Genomic DNA, 18452 nt, shown 5'->3' with positions numbered 1-18452 from the left:
GCGTTCCGGCCGCGATGGCCCGCCTCGTGAGGCTGCGTGACGGCACCTGCCGGTTCCCCGGCTGCACCGCCTCCGCGAGACAGACCGACCTCGACCACGTCATCCCCTGGCCCCAAGGACCCACCCACCCGGGCAACCTCATCGCGCTCTGTCGACATCACCACCGCATCAAGCAACGCCACGACTGGCGCGTCCGACTCGACCCCGACGGCACCGCCACCTGGACCGACCCCACCGGCCGCGAGTTCACCACCCACCCCGTCGACCATTTGCGCCTCGCCACCGTGCACCCCAGCACGCCCGAAACCGAGAACACCAGCGACACCACGACAAGCGAGCAGCCCAGCACCCTCGAGACCCTGCTCGACGACCTCCTCGACACCGACCGCCGGACCCCCCACGGCCGCCACGCCCACCGCCGATACGCCGCCAGGAACTGCCGCACCTACGACCACCGCGGACAGCCCCTCTTCCACGACACCCGCACCGACCTGCACAACGGACTGCTCAAAGGCCGCACCGTGCTCGTCGACCTTCCGCCCCCAACACCGGAACCCGAGACGATCCCCTTCTGAAACAAGCTTTCTCGTCGCTGCGGTCCACGGGGCGCGGGGGCTTCCCTCCCGCGCCATACCTAGGTAGAGTTAGACCATGGTGGCATCGACGCCGCGGATGACCGGCCCCACGAGGGCCGTCCTCGACGTGCTTCTCGCCGCACCCGACGCCGATCACTACGGCCTCGCGATCGGTGCCGCAACCCGTCTGCCGAGCGGCACCATCCACCCGATCCTCGCGCGCCTCGAAAGCGCCGGCTGGCTCACCAGCTCATGGGAGGATATCGACCCATCCGAGGCAGGCCGCCCTCGGCGCCGGCTCTACCGGCTCACCCATGACGGCCGAGCCGAGGCTCGTGCCGCCCTCGCCGCCGCCGAGGCGCGCCGCGCCCGCCTCCCCTCACCGGCCCCGAGCACGCCATGACGCGGCTCGCGGCGGCCATCATCGCGATGGCCACACGGCTCCTCCCGCAGCAGGAGCGACGCCGCTACGCCGAGGAGCTCGACACCGACATGCGGTCGCTGCCACGGTCACGTCGAGTCACGTATGCCGTGTCGGTCCTGCTCGCTGCCCCTCGCCTGCGCTGGCACCTTCTCACCCGGCTCGCCGAAGGACCCGCGCCCGCCTGCTTCTTCGGCCTGCACGACGACCGGACGACCCACCCGAACCCGGAGTCCCACATCGTCATCTCGCGAGAGTGCCGACGGTGTCATCGCATCACCGACCCGCGCCAGTACGAACCACGCCGACGGGTCAACGACCTGCGCGCGTGGTACTCGGCGGGCAGCAGCCGCACCTGAACGAGGAACCTCACGGTTCATCAGCGGTCAACCTCCCCCGGGACCCCGGACGTAGCTCATCACGACGTGGCAGCCCCTCCCAGTCACCGCGCGTCGAGACCCCGACCGCCGCGACCGAGACCGCTCGCGCCAACGCATCCTCGACGGCCAACCCGTCCAGGTGTCCGGACAGGTAGCCGACGACGAAGGCGTCTCCGGCACCGAGCGGGTCGACCAGCGTGACAGCCGGCGGGGTGGCCTCGACAGTGCCCGCAGCCGTCGTCACCGTCGCGACACCACCGCCATCGGTGACAGCGACAACCGAGGGCCCCTGCTCGAGCAGCTCCTCCGCCGTGGTCACGCCGAGCAGCTCGACCTCGTCGGCCGAGGCGAAGACGATGTCGCACGACGCCACCACCCTCGAGAGCGCGGTGGCCGCGTCAGCGCGCGACCAGAGACCGTCGCGGTGGTTGACGTCGAGCGAGACCGTCGCGTTCACCTCACGGGCACGGGCGACGAGTCGCTCCACGGCCCCAGCGCAGGATGGCGACAGGGCAAGCGTGATGCCGGTGACGTGGACGAGCGAGACACCGTCGAAGTCGAGAGCGTCGACATCTCCGGTCGACAGCGCGGAAGCAGCCGAACCGGCGCGCCAGTACTCGCCGCGCACCCTTCCGCTCGTGCGCTGTTCACGCAGCATGAGTCCGGTCCGGCGCGACTCGTCCACCCGGGCGACGAGATCCAGGCCCTCACCGCGCAGGGTCGTGACGACGAGGCGCCCCAGCTCGTCGTCCCCGACGCGGGTGAGATAGGTGCAGTCGTGTCCGAGGCGGGTCAGCCCGATGGCCACGGTCGACTCCGCTCCGGCCGTGGACAGCTCGAGCAGGCCCGCATGCCGCAGCGGTCCGGGCCGGGTCGCTGACGCCGTCGCCATCGTCTCGCCGACGGTGATCGTGCGCCCTCTCTCGCGGTTCACCGTCGACGACTCTCCCACCCCGCCGCTCACGACTCGTCCTGCGGCACGCTCGCTCGAGTGCCGTCGACCCAGGCGCGGGCACGACTCCGCAACGCCTCCAGACCGCCGGTCTCGATGGCGTCGCCGACCAGAGGCGAGCCGACGCCGAATCCCACCGCTCCGGCCGCGATCCACTCGCCCACGTCGGTGAGGCCGATGCCACCGGTCGCGATGAACGGCACGTCCGGCAACGGAGCCCGCAGCGCCGACAGGTACCCAGGTCCGAGATGGCTCGCCGGGAAGAGCTTCACAGCCGTCGCACCCGCGTCCACCGCAGCCACGACCTCCGATGGCGTCATCGCCCCGGGAACAGCCTCCAGCCCCCGGTCCACCGCGGCCCGGATGAGGTCGACATCGGTGTGTGGGGACACAACGAATCGCGCACCGGCACCCACCGCCGTATCCAAGTCGGACACCGAACGCACGGTTCCCATCCCGACGTACGCACCCGGCATACGAGACAGGTCCTCGACGACGTCAGCACTTCCGGGCGTCGGGACCGTGACCTCGACACAGGTCACCCCGCACTCCACCAGCGCAGCGGCGGCGGAACCGAGATAGGCGCCCGTGCCCGACCGCAGGATCGCCAGGACGGGCATCGTGGCCAGCTGATCGAGCAGCGAGGACGTCACGACCGGGCCCACACGGACCGACCTCCTCCGCAACTCACCCAGACGAGGGCCTTGCGCTGCCCACACCCGCCAGTTATTTTCTTCATGTCAGCAAGTAAAGCACTTTCTCAGGAGCCGCAATGGTGCGTGCACGCAGAGCAGTTGGACTCACGATCGCGGTCGCCGCGGCCACCGCACTCACGGGGTGCGGTGCCAAGGTCGGCGACGACGCGCAGGACTCCGCAGCCAAGGACCAGCCCGTGGTCGTCTGGTCGTCGTGGGCCCAAGGCACCTCGCAGCAGAAGGTCTACGCCAAGGCTTTCGAGGACTTCACCAAGGACACCGGGATCAAGGTCGAGGCCCTCTTCCGCGGACCAGAGGTGTGGGCCACGCTCAAGACGGCCGTCCCCGCCGGACAAGGACCCGACGTCCTCCCCGCCGACGCCTCCCGCATCGGCGACTACGACTTCCTCACCGACGTCACACCCGTCCTCGACGCCAAGACGCCCGAAGGCGCGAACGTCGGTGACGGCATCTCCAAGAACCTCAAGACCGTCACGTCCGACCCCGACGGTGTGCCGCGCATGATCGCGGACGAGATCCTTGCCTACGGCATCTGGTTCAACGCCGCCAAGAACCCGGGCATCGCCTCCTCTCCCCCGAAGACCTGGGACGAGTTCGTCGCCGCAGCCCAGAAGTCCAAGGCCGCCGGCACGCCGGCGATCTCGCTCGACGGCACCCAGGCCCGTCAGACGTCCCGCTGGTTCTCGTGGGCGCTCCTCCGCCTCGCCGGCGCCGGCGCCTTCCGTGAGCTCGGTGCCGACAAGACCGGCGCCGCGTGGGACAAGCCCGAGGTCACGAAGGCCGCCGCGCTCGTCCAGGGCCTCGTCAAGGACGGCCTCTTCCAGCCCGGGTTCGAGGGTTCGAAGTCGCCGGCCGCCCAGAACGCCTGGGCCAAGAACGAAATGACCTTCCTCCTCCAGGGCAGCTGGGTCCCCGACGAGACCGGTGCCATGCAGGCTCCCGGCTTCGACGCCCGCTACTTCGCGTTCCCGACGATCGAGGGCGGGTCCGGCAACGAGCTCGTCCAGATGGGCGCCCTCGGCTGGTCGATCAGCAACAAGGCCAAGAACACCGAAGGAGCACAGCAGCTCCTCGCCTACCTCCAGGGTGAGAAGGTGCAGCAGGCCATCGCCGACGAGGCCAACAACATCCCCGCGCAAAGCACCGCCACTCCCCCGGAGCGGCTCGCCGACTTCCGCACCGCCATCGACGAGGCCGGGCAGGTCACCGTCACCGACGACAACGCCCCCGCCGTTGGACAGTGGTGGGACAAGGTCATGACCCCGCTCATCAGCGACCTCATGAACGCCAAGGTCACCCCCGAACAGTTCGCCAGCCGCGGCAAGGCCGAGACGGCCACCTTCTGGCGCAACTCGTGAGCATCCTCCCCTCGGGGCTGCGACGCCGCCGCGCGCCGCAGCCCCGAACCGGCGCTGCCGCCGTGCGGTCGACGGCGCCGTCACTGTGGCCGTTCGTCCTGCCTGCGCTCGCTGTCTACGTCGTGCTCTACCTCGGGCCGGCTCTCTTCGGCGTGTATGTCAGCTTCATGCGCTGGGAGGGCCTCGGGTCTCCGATGACCTTCGCCGGGCTGGCGAACTACCGCCGCATGCTCGCCGACTCGGGGATGCACACCGTGCTGCTCAACACCCTGCTGCTCATGGTCGTCGGCCTCGTCGGCATCGGGATCGTCACCCTCATCGCGATGCTCGTGCTGCAGCGCATGCGCGGCCGGCGCATCGTCCGGGTCGTCGTCTTCGTGCCATACCTCATCTCCCCCATCGCGATCGGTGTCGCGTTCGGCTTCCTCCTCGACCCGCAGGGGCTGCTCAACGTCAGCCTGTCCTCCCTCGGGCTGGACTCACTCCGCCAGTCCTGGCTCGGCCCCGACCTCGTCTTCAAGTGCGTCATGGCTGCCGTCACGTGGACCCTCTCCGGGCTCGCGATCGTGCTGCTCCTCGCCGTGATCGACTCCATCCCGGCCTCGCTCTACGAGTCCGCCGACCTCGCCGGCGCCACCGCTTGGCAACGGCTCTGGTACGTCACCCTGCCGATGTCACGCGGCGTCCTCGGCGTCGTCGTCACCCTCTGCCTCATCCAGCTCATGAAGGTCTTCGACATCGTCTACACCCTCACCGGCGCCAGCGGCACCCCGCCGTACAGCGCCCGCACCTTCGCCGTCGAGCAGTACGTCACGATGTCGCCCTTCGGTGGCCGACCGGACTTCGGCTACGGATCCGCGCTGGGTGTCGCGTTCGTCGTCCTCGTCACCATCCTCGTCGTCCTGCTGCGGCGGCTCCTGCGCTCCGAGCCGGTGGAGTACTGACATGGCCGAAACCACCACTGCCCCAAGGCCGCCCGCGAACTTCCGTGCCGGCCCGGGGCCTGCATCCCGCTTCTTCGGTGACGTCCTCCTGCCCGGCGGTGCCAAGGCGGTCCTCTGGCTCTGGGTGGGCTTCAACGTCCTGCTGCTTCTCTGGGTCCTCGTCACCTCGCTCAAAACGGACTCCGAGGTCTTCGACTTCCTCTCGGCCCCGAGCCGTCTCGCGTGGGAGAACTTCACGCGCGCCTGGGCCGACTCCGGCTTCGGCCGCGCCTTCGCGAACACCGTCGTGTATGCCGTGGCCACCGCGGCGACGTCGGTCCTGTTCGCTGCCCCCGCGGCATACGGAATCGCGCGGTCCGGCCGCAAGGCCGGTGGCTGGCTGCTCGTGTTCTTCTCGCTCGGTATGACGATCCCGCACCAGATCGTCCTCGTCCCCTACGTCGTCATGAACGCCCAGCTCGACACGCTCATGGTCGACTGGGTGACGGGCTGGTGGGACCAGCGGATCTTCGTCGTCGCGGTCTCCGTCGCGTGGCAGATCCCGTTCAGCGTCTTCGTGCTCGAGGGCTACTTCCGCAGCCTGCCGAGCGAGCTCGAGGAGGCCGCGACGATCGACGGCGCATCCCGGTGGACGACGTTCCGCGAGGTGATGCTGCCGCTCGCCGGGCCGGCCGTGCGCACGGTGTTCGTGCTCAACCTCATCACGGCGTGGAACGAGACCCTGCTCGTCCTCGTGCTCATCAACGACCCCGCCAAGTCGACTCTCGGCCCCACCCTGCTCAACACGTTCGGGTCGCTGCAGAACCAGAGCAGCTGGGGTGTGCTCTTCGCCGGTGTGGCGGTCGTGACCCTGCCCATCCTCGCCGTCTTCGTCTGGACGGCGGGACGCATCCTCGAAGGAGTGACCGCCGGTGTCGACAAGTAGGAGCCCACGCGGACTCGTCCCCGTCCTCCAGCTGCCCTTCCACGCCGACCAGAGCATCGACCTGACGAGCTTCGACCGGCTCGTCGACGACACCCTGTCGCACGGCGTGGGCGGAGTCTTCTTCCCCGGCATCGCCTCGGAGTTCTACACCCTCGACGACAGCGAGCGCGCGCTGCTCACCCAGCGGCTCGTCACCCGCACCCGTGACCTCGACGACGTCCTGGCCGTCGTGAGCATCACCGACCAGTCGACCGTGACCGTCCTACGGCGCGCCCACGAGGCGCTCGAGTGGGGTGCGGACCTCGTCAACATCATGACGCCGCGGTTCTGGCCACTGCCCGCGAGTGCCGTGGAGGACTTCGTCGACGAGGTGCTCGCCGACCTCGCCCCGGCTCCAGTGATGATCCAGCACGCCTCCGACGTGTCCACCGTGAGCCTCGGCCCCGCACGGCTGCAGGAATGGGCGCGACGGCACCCGAACCTCGTCAGCGTCAAGGTCGAGGTCGACCGTCCGGGGCCGTTCATCGGCGCGCTCGTGCACGGTGACCCGCCCCTCGATGCGCTCGTCGGCCGTTCCGGGCTGCACCTCATGGATGCGCTCGACCACGACACCTCGGGGGTGCAGCCCGTGACGGGGTTCGTTGAGGTCTACGCCGCGATCCTGCGCGCCTGGCACGACGGCCGCCGCGGTGAGGCGCGCGACCTCTACCAGCGACTGCTGCCCTACATCATCGTGTGGGAGTCCGAGCCCGGGCTGATGATCAGTGTCGCGAAGGAGGTCGCCTTCCGTCGTGGTCTCCTCGACACGGCCGTATGCCGTTCTCCCGCACCGCAGCTCACGCCCGACCTGCACGCGTCGGTCGAGGCGTTCCTCGACGAGTTCACGGATCTCCTCGCTCCCGTGGGGGCACGCCGATGAGCAGCATCGTGGACATCACCATGCATCGCGTCCCGGTCACGTGGCGCACGACGTGGGTCTTCGTCGAGGTCACCCTCGACGACGGCCGCACCGGCTGGGGCGAGGCCTCGGACGCGCACGCCGTCGAGATCGCCGTGCCGCGGTGGGACGAGCTGACCGCGGCCTACCTCGGCCTCGGCCTCGGCGACGCCCTGGCCCGACTCGCCACCGAGGTCACGGCAGCCGGCCTGGCGATGGGAGCCTCGCGCGCCCTGCCCGCCGACTCCACGCTGCTCGGCGGGCTCGACCAGGCGCTGTGCGACCTCGACGCGCAGCTGGCCGGCGTCCCGCTGGCCGCGCACCTCGGCGGCCCGACCGGGCCGTCGTCGATCCCGCTCTACGCCAACATCAACCGTGGGGTTCGCGAGCGCACACCACGGGAGTTCGCCCGGGTCGCGCGCGATGCGGTCCAGGCCGGTTTCGCGGCGATCAAGTGTGCCCCGTTCGACTTCCTCGTCGGTGACCGTCGCGTCGACACCGGGCTCCGTCTGGTCGAGGCCGTCCGTGAGGAGATCGGCGGCGACGTCGACCTCATGCTCGACGCCCACCACTTCGTCAGCCACGACGAGCTGCGGGCCGTGCGGTCCCGCGTGCTCGACCTCGACCTGCGATGGATCGAGGACATCGCATTCATCGACGATGCCGACTCGGTCAAGCGCGCCAAGGACATCCTCGACATCCCCCAGGCCGCGGGCGAGTTCGCCACGCGCCCCGACCAGGTCGTCACCGCCATCGAGTCAGGAGCACTCGACGTGTTCATGCCGGATGTGAAGCACTCCGGCGGTGACCGCCGCGCCGTGGAGCTGGGACGACTCGCCGCGGAGCGAGGCCTCGAGGTGTCGATCCACAACCCCACCGGGCCCGTCGCGACGGCACACTCGGTCGCGGCCTCGTCGGCCTTCCCGACGGCCCGCATCCTCGAGTGCGCCTTCGGTGAGGTGCCATGGCGGATGGAGCTGCTCACCGACCCGTCACTGGAGTCCTCGGGCCGGGCGAGGACCACTGACGCCCCCGGCCTCGGTGTGGCCGTGGACGCGGACGTGCTGCAGCACCACCAGCGTCGTGTCACCGAGGTCGGAGTCGCCCATCCCGGGAGCCTTGGCCTGGACTCGCTCCGCTAGGCATGCTGGCCCCGTGAGCAGATCCGTCATCGTCACCGGCGCCGCTCGTGGCATCGGCCGCGCCGTCGTCGACCTCCTGTCCGCCGACGGTGTCAACGTCGTCGGAGTGGATCGCGAGGACGCGCCTCGCGACCTCTGCAACGACAGCCGGTCCACCTGGGTCGCCGGCGACGTGACGAACCCCGCCGTCATGCGCGCGGCCATGTCGTCCGCGACGGCCCGTGGCCCTCTCACCGGACTCGTCGTGTCGGCAGCGTTGCAGTCCTGGTGGTCGGTGCTCGAGCTCGACGAGACGCGCTGGCGCGACACGCTCGACGTCAACCTCGTCGCGCCCGCCCTGTGGGCTCGGGCGGTCGCCACGACGGTGCGGTCGAGTCGCGGCGACACGGCCGGGACCAGCGCGACCGGCGCCTCCGCGGGACCTGGCGCGCCCCGTGGGCCGGGCGCGTTCGGCGCCGCGATCGTCCTCATCTCGTCGGTGCACGCGCAGGTAGCCGGCACGGGCGGGGCTGCCTACTCAGCATCCAAGGCTGGGCTCGAGGCACTCGCGCGGTCACTCGCCGTCGAGCTCGGACCGGACGGGATACGCACCAACGTCGTCGCGCCGGGGTTCATCGCGGTCGAGCGCAACGCGGCGCGGCACGCCTCCGAGCAGGACCTCGCGCAGCGCGCGGCCGAGAACCCGCTCGGTCGCGTGGGGCGTCCGGAGGATGTCGCCGAGGTCGTCCGGTTCCTCCTCGACGACCGGGCACGCCACGTCAACGGTGCGGTCGTGCCCGTCGACGGCGGCCAGCTGGCGGGACTCGGACCCTACGACGCCTGAGTCCTGGTCAGGTCAGGCCCCGTCCGGGCGGGCCACGAACAGCGACCCCGATTCGGGATGCTTCCGCAGCTGCTCCGGCGTGAGGTCCTTGCGCCCGGTCGTGATCCACAGCTCGAGGGGATCACCGGGACCGCTCGCACACGCCACGCTCGTGACCCGCGGACAGTCCACCGTGACCGTGCGGCGCACCTCACCAGCAACCAGCTCGACCACCGAGCCGGTGAAGATCTCGGCCAGCCACAGCCCACCGTCGGGGGCGACGCAGAGCCCGTCCGGAGCGCCCGGTGCCCGCGCCGCCCATTCCTCGAGCGCCCCGACCTCTCCCGTGGCCGGGTCATGCCTCGCCCAATGCACGACACCAGTGCCGGTGTCGGCGACGTACATCACCTCTCCATCCGGCGACCAGTCCATCCCGTTGGCCACCTCGAGACCGGACCACACGAGGTCGAGCCGCTCAGCGGCATACCGGAAGACGCTCGAGTCGGTCCCCCGCGGGGTGACCGTCCCGAACCAGAGGCGCCCGGCAGCGTCGATCGCCCCGTCGTTGAGCCGCGAGTCGGGCGCGGCGCCGGTGACCTCGACGACGCGCCGCGCGCCACCGGCGCCGACGTGGACGATGTCGAGGCCCGCGCCCACGAGGAGGCCATCGACGACGGCGACGGCGAACCCCACTGGCGGCATCGTCACCCAGAGGATCTCGGTGCGACCGGAGCGATCGGTGCGCAGCACGTGCCCGGCCCAGATGTCGACCCAGAGCAGCCCGTCCCCGTCCCAGAAGGCGCCCTCACCGGTGAACCGACGGTCGTTCCCGAGCAAGCGTGCGCGGGTCGTCATGCGCTCGGTGCCGCGAGCTGCGACAGGTCCCGCTCCGCGGCGGTCGGGTCATCGAACCAGGCAAGCAACGGGGGCGCGGCCGCCGCGAGCAGCAGCGGATGGTCACCGAGGTCGGACGCGACGATCTCCGGGTGCGGCCCCGCCGTGTCCGGCCGACGGATCGCGGCCCGTCGGACGATGTCGAGGTCCCTCTCGCCGAGGTCATGCAGTCCGGCGAGCACGAGCCGGTCCGGGCCGACGACGTCGACGAGGTGCGACGAGAGCATGCCGATCATGGCCAGCCGGTCATCGCGCAGTGCCGAGGCGCGCGGGTCCCCGGAGGCCGCGAGGGTGTCGACGTCGGACACCGAGGTCACCGAGAGACCATCGGCCCGTGCGCGCTCGAGGAGACGGGCTTCGGAGAGCTCCACCTGTGCACAGCCGTGGCGCCCACACGGGCAGACAACACCCTCGCCGTCGGCACGCACCGGCAGATGGCCCACCGAACCCGCCGCCGACAATGGCCCGCGCAGGAGCCGACCACCGACGAGGACCGCGGCGTCGGTGACGTTGCCGACGTGCAGCTCGACGAGCGTGTCCGTCCCGAGCGCAGCTCCGAAGTCGGCTTCCGCGAGGGCGAGCCCGCGCACGTGCGACTCGACGCTCAGCGGGCCCACGGCTGCGCCGGCCAGCCGACGCTGGACGTCGACGTCGACCCAGCCGAGACCGGGATGCTCCACGACGCGCCCCTGGTCGACCCAGCCACCGATGCCGATGCCTGTGCCGACGACGCGAGTGCCGGAGTCATCGACCTGTTTCACGGTTCGCCGCAACAGCGACCGGGTGGCCGCGAGGACCGCCGAAGGGGTCAGGTCTCGATGGAAGTGCTCGGTCGCATGGGTGACGTGCCCGGCGAGGTCGACGACCCCGACACTGGTCCGGTTCGCGCCGATGTGCGCCGCGAGGATGACCCGGCGATCCGACCGCAGCGCCAGCGGACGACGGGGCCGTCCGCGCGTCGCGGAGCGGGGCACGTCATCGAGCTCGTGGACGAAGTCGGCGTCGAGCAGGCGGCCGACGAGGCGCGTCACCGCACCTGCACTGAGCCCGAGCCGCTCGGCCAGCTCCGCCCGCGCGGCCGGACCCTCCCTCAGGACTCCGACCAGGGCAGCGACGTGCGCGCGACTCAGGTCGGACACGACGCGCGGCCGGCGCCGTTCCGACCCGGCCTGTGGTGCTGCCATCGGCTCCGCCTCAAATAGTTCTTGGTGTGAAGAAAACCATAGCGGGCTAGCCGGGACGGCGCAGAACCCAGTGCAGCTCGAGCTCGGTCACCGGCAGCGACGGGTCGGTGATGCGGTCCGCCATCCGCCGCCCCATCCGAGCCATCTCGCCCTCGGCGATGGTCACCCACGACAGCTCGGGCTGAGTCTGCAGGTCCCCCACCGGGTCGACTCCGACGACCTCGACGTCGCGGGCACCGGCCGCCTGCGTCGCCCAGAGCGCACCGGCTGCCGAGGGGCCGTTCATGGCATAGATCGCCGTGGGCGGCTCGGGCAACGCGAGCAGCTGCGTGGTCTCGGCATAGGCGAGGTCGTAGCGGTTGCGAGCGAAGCGGACGAGGGACTTCACCGGTTGCTGTCCCGCGGCGTCGACCGCGTCGAGGTACGCCCGCAGCCGCTCGTTCGGCGCATGGTGCTCCTCGTCGTGCGAGCGTCGCAGCACCCCGATCCGCCGATGCCCGCGGGTGAGCAGGCCCTCCACCATCTCGCGACAGGCGGAGTACTCGTTGCTCACGACGACGTCGTATGCCGGTCGGCTGGGCGCTTCTCGGCTCGCCACCATGAGCGTGGTCCCCAGGCGCGCGATTGCTGCCAGGTCGCTGTCCTCCCGGCCCGGCCAGTCCTCGACGAAGGCGGCTCCGGCGAAACCCCGACGAAGGTGCTCGGCCCAGCGCTCGTGTGCCAAGGACACCGTGACCGCACCCAGGGCGCCGACGGCGTCGGTGATGGCATCCGTGACCGCGCCGGCCCACCTCGACCCGGGGAAGTTGAGGACCACAGCGACGAGGTCGGTCGTCCCGCGCGCGAGACTGCGCGCCGAGAACTGCGGCACGTAGCCGAGCCGGTCCGCGACCTCGGTGATGTGCGCGCGGGTCCGGTCGCTCATCCGGGCCGGGCCGTCGAGCCGGCCACTCAGGGCGAACGACGCCGTGGCGGTGGACACCCCGGCTGCCTCGGCGACGTCCTTGAGCGTCGTTCGCCGAGGCAGCCGGGAGGTCGTCACGCCTCCGTGTCTACCACCTGCAGTGGCCGACTCAGGCGAGCGGCGCAACCTTGTCGAAGGCGTAGATGTCGCGGATCGACCACTTCTTCTCGGGATTCTGCCCGGTCTGGCGAATCATGAGGTAGCGCCCGACGACGGGCCGCCCGAAGACGACGTCGGACACGACGTCGCCCCGTCCGGAGGCCAGCGGGTTGCCCCACGCCGGGTGGTCGGGGTTCCGCCAGGCCGGCGGCGCGGAGGCGGAGTAGATCTCGAACTCCTCGGCCCACTGGCCCTCGGTGTCCAGGCTGCCCCCTCGCTGCGGGTACGCCTGTGGCGCGACGATGCGCAGCTGGCGCACGCGCTGGGTCACCCCGAGGTCGATCATGAACCACTCGTCACCGCGCTGCGGTGCGGCCGAGCGCCAGAAGTCGCCCCAGCCGTGGCCGGAGTAGACCTTGTTGACCTTCTCCGACCAGCGGGTCCCGTCGGTCGAGCTGGCGCTGAGGTGCCACGGCCCGCGGTCGAACCCGGTCCAGTGGTTGACGGGCGCATCCATCTCCGGGTGCTGGTAGACGCGCACATAGTCGACGTCGTAGATGCCCGTCTCCCCGTTCGGCGGCATGTGCCCGGCTGCGCTGAGCATGAGGTACATCGGCGTGCTCGCGATGCGCCGGTCTGCGGCGGTGACGCGCCCGGTCTCGATGTCGTCGAGGTAGAACGTGTAGCCCTCCGGGGTCCGCAGGCACGACACCGTGTGCCACACGTCGGTCTCGAGGTTGAAGTTGAGCCACTTGTCGACCCACCCGGCGCCCGAGCCGTCGTCATCGAGGTTGCAGACGGCCCAGTTCCACCCGCGCAGACCGCTGGACTCGAGGATGTCGACCTCGGCACCCCAGCCGGTGGGGAGGGCGTTCTTGAACCGGCTCCGGTCGTGGTCTCGGTTGTCGGAGTCCCCGATGGCGTCCAGCCAGAAGGCCGGGACGAAGGTCCAGCCGGCGGGACGGATGTTCTGTCGGAACCGAGCCTCGAAGTAGCCGTAGGTGAAGGTCTGGTGCCAGCGACTGCTGACGCCACCGGTGGCTCGCGGAACGGTTCGCTCGTTGACCGTCTTCTCCTTGTTCTCCGCGATGATGCGGAGGAACCCGTCGCCGAGGCTCACCTGTGAGCCGGCGTAGCAGTAGTTGTCGCCGGGGTGGATGTAGTCGGACCGCTTGGACCGGAAGCCTCGGGTCCAGTTGCGGGGGTCGAGGTGCGGCTTGTCGAACTCGTCGCGCCAGGTCAGCTCGTACCCCTGGGACAGGAAGGACGCGGCGGTCGCCGAGTGCGGGACGACGCCGTCACCGGCTGACCGGCGTGCGCCGCCCGGCAGGGCCGCAGGGGCGGCAGCGGCAGAGGAAGACGAGGCAGCGGTGGCGGCAGCGACGCCGGCCGCGCCGACGGCGCCCGCGATGACGCCGCGACGCGACGGACTCTGGGGGTTGTGCATGGGATCTGCTCCTTCGTGGGACTGGTGCGTGCGGGGTGCGGGTTCGTCAGGAGGTGGACGGGGTGCGGTCAGGCCAGGGGTCCGACCCGGTCGAAGGCGTAGATGTCGCGGATCGACCACTTCTTCGCGGGGTTCTGACCGGTCTGGCGGATCATGAGGTAGCGACCGACGACGGGCCGGCCGAAGACAACGTTCGAGACGACCTCGCCCCGTCCCGTGGCGATCGGCCGGGCCCACGCCGGATGGTCCGGGGCACGCCATGCCTCGGGCGCGGACGCCGAGTAGATCTCGAACTCCTCGGCCCACTGGCCTTCGGTGTCCAGGCTCCCGCCGGTCTGCGGATAGGCCTGTGGCGCAACGATTCTCAGGTGGCGGACGCGCTGGGTGATGCCCAGGTCGATCATGAACCACTCGCCGCCACGTTGGGTCTGCGCGGACCGCCAGAAGTCGCCGCCCCCACCATGACCGGTGTAGATCTTGTTGACCTTCTCCGACCAGCGGGTGCCGTCGGTCGAGCTGGCGCTCAGATGCCAGGGGCCACGGTCGAAACCGGTCCAGGTGTGGTTCGGAGCGTCGATCTGCGGGTGCTGGTAGACGCGCACGTAGTCGACGTCGTAGATCCCGGTCTCGCCGTTCGCGGGCATGTGCCCGGCCGCACTGAGCATGAGGTAGTGCGGCGTCGCCGCGATGTCTCGGCGATCGCTTCGCGCCACGTGCTGGGTGACGTCGTCGTCGATGTAGAAGGTGTAGCTGTCCGGGGTCCACAGCAGGGAGGCGGTGTGCCAGACCCCCACCTCGTTGTTCTCCCAGTGCGCCCCCGAGATCGACCCGATCCCGGACCCGTCGTCGTCCCCGGTGTGCACTGCCCAGCTCTGACCCATTCGGCCGCTGGACTCGAGGATGTCGAGCTCGTTGCCCCAGCCTCGAGGGATGGCCTTCTTGAACCGGCTGCGGTCGTGCACGCGGTTGTCCGAGTCGCCGATCGCATCCATCCAGAAGGCCGGCACGAAGGTCCACCCGGCAGTGCGCACGTTCTGGCGGAACCGGCATTCGAAATAGCCGTAGGTGAACGTCGCGTGCCACCGCGAGCTCACCCCACCGGATGCGCGAGGCACGGTCCGCTCGTTGACGGTGACGTCCTTGGTCTCCGCGACGATCCGGAGGTGCCCGTCCCGCACGCTCACCTGCGAGGCGGCATAGGCGTAGTAGTCGCCTGGGTGGATGTAGTCGGACCGCTTGGACCGGAATCCGCACGTCCACTTCGTCCGGTCCAGCACGGGCCGGTTGAACTCGTCACGCCACGTCAGCTCGTACCCCTGGTCGAGGAGGGACTGGGCCGTGGGTGACGTGGGGGCAACCGCGCCGGGACCGGTCGGCGGCACGGCTGCAGAGCGGGCCGCAGCAGGAGCTGCCGCGGTGGTGGCGACGACGCCCGCGGCACCTGCGGTGCCGGCGATCACGGCGCGACGGGACGGGCTGGATGACGGCGTCATGAGATCTCCTTTGATCGGCTGACGGTTGCGATGACACTCTGCCTAATCGCTTAGGCATTCGAATCTAAGGCCATCTCGCCGACCTGTAAAGAGGCCGCCTCGACCGGCCCGCCCCACGGTCAGCGTCGTCCGAGGCGCTCCTTGAGCCAGGCCCAGCGGTCCTTCAACCGCGCCTCGAAACCGCGGTCCGTCGGCTGGTAGTAGTCGGTCCGGCCGTGCAGGTCATCGGGCAGATACTGCTGTGCCGCAACGGCATCCGGCTCATCGTGCGCATAGATATAGCCCTTGCCGTGCCCGAGACGGGACGCACCGGCATACCCACTCCCCCGCAGGTGCGGCGGCACCGCACCACCACGTCCGGCGCGCACGTCCGCGATCGCGGCGTTGATCCCGGCATACGCGGCATTGCTCTTCGGCGCGAGCGCGTTGTGGACGACGGCCTGCGCGAGGATGATCCGCGCCTCCGGCATCCCGATCTGCGCGACTGCGTGCATCGCGGCGACCGCGGTCTGCAGCGCCGTCGGGTCGCCCATCCCGACGTCCTCGCTCGCCGCGATGACGATGCGCCGCGCGATGAACCGGGGGTCCTCACCGGCCTCGAGCTGACGCGCGAGATAGTGCAGGGCCGCGTCGACGTCAGAGCCACGCATCGACTTGATGAACGCCGACGCGACGTCGTAGTGCTGGTCGCCGGTCTTGTCATAGCGCACCATCGCCTGCGACACCGCCTGCTCGGCGTGCGCGAGCGTGATCTCCAGCGGCTCGCTGTCGTCCCGCCCGGCCGGCGCGTCGTCCTGTGCGACGCCCGCCGCCGCCTCGAGCGAGGTCAGGGCTCGCCGCGCGTCGCCCTGCGCGATGGCGACGAGGTGGTCGCGCGCCTCGTCGGAGAGTGCGTATGCCGCGTCGAGACCGCGCGGGTCGCTCACCGCCGCGTCGAGGACGTCAGCGACCTGGGCGTCGTCGAGCGAGCTGAGGGTGATGAGCATGGAGCGCGACAGCAGCGGCGAGATGACCGAGAAGCTCGGGTTCTCCGTCGTCGCGGCGACGAGGATGACCTGGCGGTTCTCGACGCCGGGGAGCAGGGCGTCCTGCTGCGCCTTGCTGAACCGGTGGATCTCGTCGAGGAAGAGCACGGTCTGCCGGTCGTAGAGGTCGCGGTTGCGGGCGGCGGCCTCCATGACCGCACGCACGTCCTTGACGCCCGCGGTCACGGCGGACAGCTCGACGAACTCACGCCCCGCCGCCGTGGCGACGAGGTGCGCGAGCGTCGTCTTGCCGGTGCCGGGCGGGCCCCAGATGATCGCACTCAGCGGGCCGGCCGTCCCGCCGGACCCCTCGATGAGCCGGCGCAGCGGACTGCCGGGACGCAGCACGTCGGCCTGACCACGCACCTCCTCGATCGAGGCCGGCCGCATGCGCACGGCGAGCGGCGGCAGCAGCGACTCACCCACGCCCGACGCCGCCGAGACGTCGTGCGCGGACGCGAAGAGGTCGTCGCCGGCAGGCATCTCGCCAGCGTATCCGGCGGGTGCGACATCGAGACCGCGTGCCTAGGCTGAAGACGTCCGAGACGCCCACTCCGGAAAGGGACGCCCATGTCCGACTCGACCTCGACCCAGGCCCCGACGATCCACCACGAGGACACCGGCGGTGACGGACGTCCGGTCGTCCTCATCCACGGCTGGCCCCTCTCCGGCGCCTCGTGGAAGGACACGGTCCCCGCGCTCACCGACGCCGGGTACCGCGTCATCACCTACGACCGCCGCGGCTTCGGCCAGTCGTCCCCCGCGCCTGACGGCCGCTACGACTACGACGCGCTCGCGTCCGACCTCGACTCCCTGCTCACCGCCCTCGACCTCACCGACGTCACCCTCGTCGGCTTCTCCATGGGTGGCGGCGAGGTCGCCCGCTATGTCGGCAACCACGGCACGGACCGGCTGCGCAGCATCGCCTTCCTCGGAGCCATCCCGCCGTGGCTGCTCAAGAGCGACGAGAACCCCGACGGTGGCCTGCCCCGGGAGGACGCCGAGCAGATGCAGCAGGACCTGCGCGCCGACCGCGAGGAGTTTCTCGACGAGTTCATGACGAACTTCTTCAGCGCCGACGGCGACCTCAAGGTCACCGAGGACCAGCGTCAGGACGCCCTCGGGATGGCCGCCCAGGCGGACCTTGACGCCATGACCTCCTGCATCGAGTCGTGGCTCACCAACTTCACCGGCGACCTTGCCAAGGTCACCGTGCCGACCCTCGTCGTCCACGGCGACTCCGACGCCATCGTGCCGTTCGAGGTCTCGGGCAAGCGCACCCACGAGCAGGTCGCGGGCAGTGACCTCGTCGTCATCGAGGACGGCCCGCACGGGTTCCTCGCGAGCCACCCGGACCAGGTCAACACCGCACTGCTCGACTTCCTGCAGAAGTGAGCGATGGAGGATCGCGGGTCGCCGAGCTCGCCACGGCAGCAGAGCTCAGGGCCGCGAGTGGTGACCACCCCTTCCTCCGGTTCGACCTCGCGACGACCTTCGAGCCTCCGGCGCTGCACCTCACCGGCTCGGAGGTCGTCGCGTGGTTCCAGGTCTGGGGCGACGGCCGTCGCGGCGTCGTCGTCCTCGGTGCCGACGACGGCGTCGCCCACCTCGCCGCGACCGACATGTTCGCGACCTGGGTGGCAGCGAAGGCGCCGAACCACGTCACGGCTCCCGCGACGGCATACGAGCCCGTTCGGGACGCACTCGGGCTGCGCGGCGGCAATGCCTGGGACCGCATGTGGACCACGACTCCCCCGCCGACCCTGCCCGCGGAGCGGGACATCACGTGGTTCGACGGCGACCCGGCCGAGCTCACCGCCTTCATCAAGGCACACAACCCGCACCCGTTCGCGCTGCCCGGCCAGCACGAGGGCATGCGCTGGGCAGCGTTGCGCGACAAGGACGCTCGGCTCATTGCCTGCGGCGTGAGCGAGCCGGGCAACACCGACGTCCCGCTCATCGGCGGGATCGTCGCCGACTCCACGCTGCGGGGACGTGGGCTGGGAGCCGCGATGACGGCATACCTCACCCGCGACGGGATCGACCGCACGGGCGCGTCCACCCTCGGCGTCTTCGCCGACAACGACCATGCCCGAGTGCTCTACGAGCGGCTCGGGTACGCGACGAGCCTGCGCGCCCGGACGGGGTTTCCCCTCTGACGCGCGGGGCAGCGTGACCGCCGCCCGAACGCAGC

General features: G+C 70.5%; 19 protein-coding genes. 11 read left to right on the top strand and 8 right to left on the bottom strand.

What is annotated here, in order from left to right:
* From BCF74_RS01280 to BCF74_RS01270, 3 genes are all read left to right on the top strand, one after another.
* On the top strand, window positions 1-575 hold a 575-nt coding region (locus BCF74_RS01280), incomplete at its 5' end, for an HNH endonuclease signature motif containing protein (protein ID WP_218279172.1).
* Between the two features lie 76 nt (window positions 576-651).
* Window positions 652-978 (top strand): PadR family transcriptional regulator, encoded by a 327-nt coding sequence (locus BCF74_RS01275; protein ID WP_245889148.1) that lies wholly within the window; start codon window positions 652-654, stop codon window positions 976-978.
* Window positions 975-1355 carry a hypothetical protein gene (locus tag BCF74_RS01270; RefSeq protein ID WP_106296126.1) on the top strand — a complete coding sequence of 127 codons (381 nt, stop codon included), beginning with the start codon at window positions 975-977 and terminating at the stop codon, window positions 1353-1355. The genes BCF74_RS01275 and BCF74_RS01270 overlap by 4 nt, the downstream gene beginning before the upstream one ends.
* Before the next feature lie 10 nt (window positions 1356-1365).
* On the opposite strand, the gene BCF74_RS01265 is transcribed toward BCF74_RS01270, so the two are convergent.
* Together BCF74_RS01265 and BCF74_RS01260 are read right to left on the bottom strand one after the other, a co-directional pair.
* Window positions 1366-2310, bottom strand: coding sequence for a sugar kinase (locus BCF74_RS01265; RefSeq protein ID WP_218279171.1), 945 nt, complete (start codon window positions 2308-2310; stop codon window positions 1366-1368).
* Between the two features lie 26 nt (window positions 2311-2336).
* Window positions 2337-2993, bottom strand: a complete 657-nt coding sequence (locus BCF74_RS01260) for a bifunctional 4-hydroxy-2-oxoglutarate aldolase/2-dehydro-3-deoxy-phosphogluconate aldolase (protein ID WP_218279170.1) — start codon at window positions 2991-2993, stop codon at window positions 2337-2339.
* Between the two features lie 107 nt (window positions 2994-3100).
* Between BCF74_RS01260 and BCF74_RS01255 the strand changes: the two genes are divergently transcribed.
* From BCF74_RS01255 to BCF74_RS01230, 6 genes are read left to right on the top strand one after another with little or no spacing between them, the layout of a single operon-like run.
* Window positions 3101-4402 (top strand): sugar ABC transporter substrate-binding protein, encoded by a 1302-nt coding sequence (locus BCF74_RS01255; RefSeq protein WP_106296125.1) that lies wholly within the window; start codon window positions 3101-3103, stop codon window positions 4400-4402.
* Window positions 4399-5346 (top strand): carbohydrate ABC transporter permease, encoded by a 948-nt coding sequence (locus BCF74_RS01250; RefSeq protein ID WP_106296124.1) that lies wholly within the window; start codon window positions 4399-4401, stop codon window positions 5344-5346. The genes BCF74_RS01255 and BCF74_RS01250 overlap by 4 nt, the downstream gene beginning before the upstream one ends.
* Window position 5347: 1 nt before the next feature.
* Window positions 5348-6271 carry a carbohydrate ABC transporter permease gene (locus BCF74_RS01245; protein WP_106296123.1) on the top strand — a complete coding sequence of 308 codons (924 nt, stop codon included), beginning with the start codon at window positions 5348-5350 and terminating at the stop codon, window positions 6269-6271.
* Window positions 6258-7190 (top strand): dihydrodipicolinate synthase family protein, encoded by a 933-nt coding sequence (locus tag BCF74_RS01240; protein ID WP_106296122.1) that lies wholly within the window; start codon window positions 6258-6260, stop codon window positions 7188-7190. The genes BCF74_RS01245 and BCF74_RS01240 overlap by 14 nt, the downstream gene beginning before the upstream one ends.
* Complete coding sequence (locus BCF74_RS01235; protein ID WP_106296121.1) at window positions 7187-8350, top strand: mandelate racemase/muconate lactonizing enzyme family protein; 1164 nt, start codon at window positions 7187-7189, stop codon at window positions 8348-8350. Before BCF74_RS01240 ends, BCF74_RS01235 begins: the two co-directional genes overlap by 4 nt.
* A 13-nt stretch (window positions 8351-8363) precedes the next feature.
* Window positions 8364-9173 (top strand): SDR family NAD(P)-dependent oxidoreductase, encoded by an 810-nt coding sequence (locus BCF74_RS01230; protein ID WP_170070088.1) that lies wholly within the window; start codon window positions 8364-8366, stop codon window positions 9171-9173.
* Between the two features lie 12 nt (window positions 9174-9185).
* Here the strand turns inward: BCF74_RS01230 and BCF74_RS01225 are convergent, their stop codons facing one another.
* From BCF74_RS01225 to BCF74_RS01200, 6 genes are all read right to left on the bottom strand, one after another.
* A complete protein-coding gene (locus BCF74_RS01225; protein ID WP_106296119.1) occupies window positions 9186-10007 on the bottom strand; it encodes an SMP-30/gluconolactonase/LRE family protein in 822 nt (273 codons plus the stop codon).
* Entirely contained in the window at window positions 10004-11230 is a 1227-nt protein-coding gene (locus BCF74_RS01220) for an ROK family transcriptional regulator (protein WP_106296118.1), read from the bottom strand. The genes BCF74_RS01225 and BCF74_RS01220 overlap by 4 nt, the downstream gene beginning before the upstream one ends.
* Window positions 11231-11276: 46 nt before the next feature.
* Complete coding sequence (locus BCF74_RS01215) at window positions 11277-12272, bottom strand: LacI family DNA-binding transcriptional regulator (protein ID WP_146132842.1); 996 nt, start codon at window positions 12270-12272, stop codon at window positions 11277-11279.
* A 31-nt stretch (window positions 12273-12303) separates the two neighbouring features.
* Window positions 12304-13740 (bottom strand): family 16 glycosylhydrolase, encoded by a 1437-nt coding sequence (locus tag BCF74_RS01210; protein WP_106296116.1) that lies wholly within the window; start codon window positions 13738-13740, stop codon window positions 12304-12306.
* Window positions 13741-13808: 68 nt separating this feature from the next.
* Window positions 13809-15233 carry a family 16 glycosylhydrolase gene (locus tag BCF74_RS01205; RefSeq protein WP_106296115.1) on the bottom strand — a complete coding sequence of 475 codons (1425 nt, stop codon included), beginning with the start codon at window positions 15231-15233 and terminating at the stop codon, window positions 13809-13811.
* Between the two features lie 119 nt (window positions 15234-15352).
* The gene (locus BCF74_RS01200) at window positions 15353-16741 is read right to left on the bottom strand and encodes a replication-associated recombination protein A (RefSeq protein ID WP_106296114.1); all 1389 of its coding nucleotides are present in this window, start codon (window positions 16739-16741) and stop codon (window positions 15353-15355) included.
* Window positions 16742-16828: 87 nt separating this feature from the next.
* On the opposite strand from BCF74_RS01200, the gene BCF74_RS01195 reads away from it, so the two are divergent.
* Window positions 16829-17653 (top strand): alpha/beta fold hydrolase, encoded by an 825-nt coding sequence (locus tag BCF74_RS01195; RefSeq protein WP_106296113.1) that lies wholly within the window; start codon window positions 16829-16831, stop codon window positions 17651-17653.
* Complete coding sequence (locus BCF74_RS01190; RefSeq protein ID WP_106296112.1) at window positions 17650-18417, top strand: GNAT family N-acetyltransferase; 768 nt, start codon at window positions 17650-17652, stop codon at window positions 18415-18417. The genes BCF74_RS01195 and BCF74_RS01190 overlap by 4 nt, the downstream gene beginning before the upstream one ends.
* Window positions 18418-18452 lie beyond the last annotated feature (35 nt).

Origin of the sequence: Knoellia remsis (assembly GCF_003002895.1) — a bacterium.
In the GTDB taxonomy this organism is placed as follows: domain Bacteria; phylum Actinomycetota; class Actinomycetes; order Actinomycetales; family Dermatophilaceae; genus Knoellia; species Knoellia remsis.
This window is presented reverse-complemented; position numbering and strand designations above follow the sequence as displayed.

Coding starts and splice junctions, on each gene's coding strand:
- BCF74_RS01275 (WP_245889148.1), top strand. CDS start 652: ATGGTGGCATCGACGCCGCGGATGACCGGCCCCACGAGGGCCGTCCTC.
- BCF74_RS01270 (WP_106296126.1), top strand. CDS start 975: ATGACGCGGCTCGCGGCGGCCATCATCGCGATGGCCACACGGCTCCTC.
- BCF74_RS01255 (WP_106296125.1), top strand. CDS start 3,101: ATGGTGCGTGCACGCAGAGCAGTTGGACTCACGATCGCGGTCGCCGCG.
- BCF74_RS01245 (WP_106296123.1), top strand. CDS start 5,348: ATGGCCGAAACCACCACTGCCCCAAGGCCGCCCGCGAACTTCCGTGCC.
- BCF74_RS01235 (WP_106296121.1), top strand. CDS start 7,187: ATGAGCAGCATCGTGGACATCACCATGCATCGCGTCCCGGTCACGTGG.
- BCF74_RS01225 (WP_106296119.1), bottom strand. CDS start 10,007: ATGACGACCCGCGCACGCTTGCTCGGGAACGACCGTCGGTTCACCGGT.
- BCF74_RS01220 (WP_106296118.1), bottom strand. CDS start 11,230: ATGGCAGCACCACAGGCCGGGTCGGAACGGCGCCGGCCGCGCGTCGTG.
- BCF74_RS01210 (WP_106296116.1), bottom strand. CDS start 13,740: ATGCACAACCCCCAGAGTCCGTCGCGTCGCGGCGTCATCGCGGGCGCC.
- BCF74_RS01205 (WP_106296115.1), bottom strand. CDS start 15,233: ATGACGCCGTCATCCAGCCCGTCCCGTCGCGCCGTGATCGCCGGCACC.
- BCF74_RS01200 (WP_106296114.1), bottom strand. CDS start 16,741: ATGCCTGCCGGCGACGACCTCTTCGCGTCCGCGCACGACGTCTCGGCG.
- BCF74_RS01195 (WP_106296113.1), top strand. CDS start 16,829: ATGTCCGACTCGACCTCGACCCAGGCCCCGACGATCCACCACGAGGAC.